Origin of the sequence: Streptomyces graminilatus (assembly GCF_001418565.1) — a bacterium.
Classification (GTDB): Bacteria; Actinomycetota; Actinomycetes; order Streptomycetales; family Streptomycetaceae; genus Streptomyces; species Streptomyces graminilatus.
In genome coordinates this window covers 1-3710 of sequence record NZ_LIQQ01000703.1, presented here as the reverse complement: position 1 = coordinate 3710, position 3710 = coordinate 1, and the positions used below count along the sequence as shown (strand labels likewise).

General features: G+C 70.5%; 5 protein-coding genes. 2 read left to right on the top strand and 3 right to left on the bottom strand.

The window, feature by feature from the left end:
* The 3 genes from AOK08_RS40215 to AOK08_RS40205 form a co-directional block, all read right to left on the bottom strand.
* Positions 1-580, bottom strand: a 580-nt coding sequence (locus AOK08_RS40215; protein WP_198539546.1) for an NADH-quinone oxidoreductase subunit C, incomplete at its 3' end; no start/stop codon positions are given.
* Entirely contained in the window at positions 577-1209 is a 633-nt protein-coding gene (locus AOK08_RS40210) for an NADH-quinone oxidoreductase subunit B (protein WP_055535294.1), read from the bottom strand. The genes AOK08_RS40210 and AOK08_RS40215, both read right to left, overlap by 4 nt.
* Entirely contained in the window at positions 1200-1610 is a 411-nt protein-coding gene (locus tag AOK08_RS40205) for an NADH-quinone oxidoreductase subunit A (RefSeq protein WP_055535295.1), read from the bottom strand. The genes AOK08_RS40210 and AOK08_RS40205 overlap by 10 nt, the downstream gene beginning before the upstream one ends.
* A 332-nt stretch (positions 1611-1942) precedes the next feature.
* Here AOK08_RS40205 and AOK08_RS40200 point away from each other — a divergent pair, with 332 nt between their 5' ends.
* Both AOK08_RS40200 and AOK08_RS40195 read left to right on the top strand, forming a co-directional pair.
* Complete coding sequence (locus tag AOK08_RS40200) at positions 1943-3154, top strand: sensor histidine kinase (protein WP_055535293.1); 1212 nt, start codon at positions 1943-1945, stop codon at positions 3152-3154.
* Between the two features lie 314 nt (positions 3155-3468).
* Positions 3469-3710: sensor domain-containing protein (locus AOK08_RS40195; RefSeq protein ID WP_241827307.1), on the top strand; the 242-nt coding region annotated here is incomplete at both ends.

Here is a 3710-nt window from a genome sequence, read left to right as displayed (position 1 = left end):
GGGCAGGCGGGAGCTGGCCCTTCAGAGGGCCCCATTCGTTGGGGTCGGGGACGCCGGGCGGGAGCATCTGGCGGCGCTTGGGGCCTCCGTGTTCCGACTCCCCCGGTTCCTTCGCGCCAGGCCAGGCCTTGGCGACGCGGGCCGCGAGTACGAAGTCCTTGCGGAGGGGGTGGCCCTCGAAGGAATCAGGGAGGAGGAGGTGGTCCAGGCCTGGGTGGCCCTCGAAACGTACGCCGAACATCTCGTGCGTCTCGCGCTCGTGCCAGGCGGCGCCCGCGTAGACATCGACGAGGGAGGGCAGTACGGCGGACTCGTGCGGGACCGTCGTCCGTACGAGGAGGCGGCGGACCGGGGAGAGGGCGACCACGTGGGCGGCGACGCGGAAGCCGGTGCCCGGTTCGTCGATCGCGCTGAGCCAGTCGAAGTAGGTGCAGGACAGGCGGTCTCGCGCAGTCTGGAGAGCTGCGGTCCAGGATGCCGGGGGTACGTCGACGGTCAGGACGTCGTAGGACTCCTCGGCGGTGGCCTCCGTACCGAAGAGGTCCTCGGTGGGGGCCGGCAGCCAGCCGGTCGTCGTCATCTGCCGGCCTCCCCCGGGGTCGGCGGCTGTACCAGGGGGCTCTGGAGAGCGGCGGGTGACGGGCGTGTTGTCTGCCCGGAGGCGTACCGCTCGCCCAGGGACTCCCGGGCGATCTTCTCCTGGAGTTTGAGGATGCCCTGGAGCAGCGCCTCGGGGCGGGGCGGGCAGCCGGGGACGTAGACGTCGACGGGGATGATCTGGTCGACGCCCTTCGTCACGGAGTAGGAGTCCCAGTACGGGCCGCCGCAGTTGCTGCACGCGCCGAAGGAGATGACGTACTTCGGCTCGGGCATCTGTTCGTACAGGCGCCGGACCGCCGGGGCCATCTTGTCCGTGACCGTGCCCGAGACGACCATCAGGTCGGCCTGGCGCGGCCCGGGAGCGAAGGGGATCACGCCGAGGCGGATGAAGTCGTGACGGGCCATGGATGCCGCGATGAACTCGATCGCGCAGCAGGCGAGGCCGAAGTTGAAGACCCAGAGCGAGTAGCGGCGGCCCCAGTTCAGGACCACCTTCATCGGCTCGGGGGCCAGGCGGGCGAGGGCGCCCAGCCGCTTGGGCTCCGGCAGCAGCACAGGCGTCGGCACGGGCACAGGCGCCGGCGAGTTCGCTTCTGGCGTCACGTCCATGTCAGGACGCCCTTCTTGTATGCGTAGAGCAGGCCGACGGCCAGGAAGCCGAGGAAGACGAACATCTCGACGAGGGTGGCCGCGCCGTAGCCGGGAGCCGCGAAGACGGTCGCCCAGGGGAACAGGAAGATCGAGTCGACGGCGAAGATGACGTAGAGGAAGGCGTAGACGTAGTAGCGGACCTGGGTGTGGGCCCAGCCCTCGCCGACGGGGTCGACACCGCACTCGTAGGTGAGGAGTTTCTCGGGGGTCGGGACCACGGGGCGCAGCAGGCGTCCGGCCCCGAAGGCGACGGCGACGAACAGCACGCCGACGGCGGCGAGCAGTCCGACGACGGAGTAGGACTGGAAGTACTCCGACGACGCGAGGTAGTTCGACACCACTGCGTGGTGCGTCGCCACTGGGTGGTGCGTCGCCACTGGGTGGTGCGTCGCCACTGTGTCGTGCAGCGCTGTCACGTCCGTCAGTGGTGCTGCCATGTGGTGTTGCGCCGCGATGTGCTCCGTCGTGGCTACGGCGGTCGGTACCGGCACGTCCGTCCCTCGCTCCCTGGCCTGTCGGAGATCCGTACGGACGGGAGTCTAGGGCCTGCTAAAGAGGCCGTAAGCAGCCGGTCACGCATGGCCATGCCTGATGGCCATGTCCGACTGGTGCGCAAGGTGGGGTTTTCCCCCGGGTCGCCGGGCGGTCCGCCTCATGGCGCCGTGGGGCGGTGGTTGGCAGGCTGGCGGGCATGACCGCACGTATCACCGCCACCAGCGCGGAAACCGAGGGCGACCGACTGCCCCCTGTCCGTTTCGCCCTCGAACCGCACACCTGGAAGGAGATCGCCCATCTCCTGGCCAACCTGCCGGTGGCGCTGTTCGGTTTCATCTACGTGGTGACCGTGATGAGTGTGGGTTCCTTCCTCGCGCTCACGGTCGTCGGTCTGCCGATGCTCGCCGCCGGGCTGCTGGGCGCGCGTCTGCTGGGCCGGTTCGAGCGGGCGCGGGCCAGGGCGCTGCTCGGGGTGCGGGTGGAGGAGCCGAGTCCGCTGCCGCTGAGCGGCGGGCGGGGCGCCCGGGGCCGGGAGCTCGGGTCCTTCGGGCGGTTGATGCTGGTGTTGAAGGACCCGGTCGGCTGGCGCACCATCCTGTACGACTTCATCCGGCTGCCGTGGGGCATCCTCACCTTCACCCTCGTGCTCGTGTCGCTGTTCGTGCTGTGGCCGGTGCTGCCGTTCCTGGCGCGGGGGCTCACGAACGTGGACCGCATGATGGTGCGCGGGCTGCTGTCGCCCTCCGACGAGCTGGAACGCCGTATCGCCGAACTGGAGTCCGACCGGGGGGTCGTGGTCGACACCGCCGCCGCCGATCTGCGGCGTATCGAGCGGGATCTGCACGACGGGGCGCAGGCCCGGCTCGTGAACCTCGCGATGGGGCTCGGGCTGGCCAAGGAGAAGCTGCTGGAGGGCCAGGCCGACGAACACGTGGCGGCGATGGTCGAGGAGGCGCACGGCGAGGTGAAGCTCGCGCTTCAGGAGCTGCGCGATCTGGCGCGCGGGATCCATCCCGCTGTGCTGACCGACCGCGGGCTGGACGCCGCGCTGTCCTCGGTGGCCTCGCGGTGCACCGTGCCGGTGAAGGTGAGTGCCGATCTGCCGGCCAGGCCCGCCGCCGCGATCGAGGGCATCGCCTACTTCACGGTGTCCGAGCTGCTCCAGAACATCAGCAAGCACAGCGGGGCGCGCAACGCGTCGGTCGACGTCTGGCGCACCGACGACCGGCTGCTGATCCAGGTCCGGGACGACGGGCGCGGCGGGGCGCGGCTCGACGGCGGTACGGGGATGGCGGGGCTCGCGGACCGGCTCGGCGCTGTGGACGGGCTGTTCGTCATCGACTCGCCCGAGGGTGGCCCCACAACGGTCACGGCCGAGCTGCCCTGGCGGGAACGGGTCGAGGCGTAGGTGGCGTAGGTGAGGTAGGTAGGGAAAACCCCCGGGGGAAGACGCCTACGTGCTCCATGGTCCGTGGCGCTCGGGGCCAGCAGGCTGATGACACAGACATTGACCGACTTGGCTCACTTGCTTACTCGGCTGACTGGCTGGTCGGCTGACCGGCTGACCGGCTCGCCGATTAGTGGAACGGACTGGATCTATGGCCATGGAGTACGGGCAGGGGTACGGGCAGCAGGGCGGCCCCGGGGCCGGATTCCACGGGGCGGCCGGCGGGGGCGCCGAGGAGCGTCGGCATCGGTTGCCGGCCGCGTTGCGGGCGCCNNGCCGGCGGGAGTTCGGGTATGTGCTCCTGAGCCTGCCGGTCAGCGTACTGGCGTTCTCGTACGCCGTCACGCTGGCCTTCGCCGGGTCGCTGCTCCTCGTCACCTTCCTCGGGATTCCGGTGCTGGCCGTGGGCCTGGCGGGGTGCCGGGGCTTCGGTGTGCTGGAGCGGAGGATGGCGCGCGGGCTGCTCGGGCTCGATGTTGCCGAGCCGGAGACTGTGCGGGGGCGGAAGCCCGGGGTG

What these genes read in the sequence shown, in the direction of transcription:
- AOK08_RS40210 (WP_055535294.1), bottom strand. Translation starts at nt 1,209, where the DNA reads ATGGACGTGACGCCAGAAGCGAACTCGCCGGCGCCTGTGCCCGTGCCG.
- AOK08_RS40200 (WP_055535293.1), top strand. Translation starts at nt 1,943, where the DNA reads ATGACCGCACGTATCACCGCCACCAGCGCGGAAACCGAGGGCGACCGA.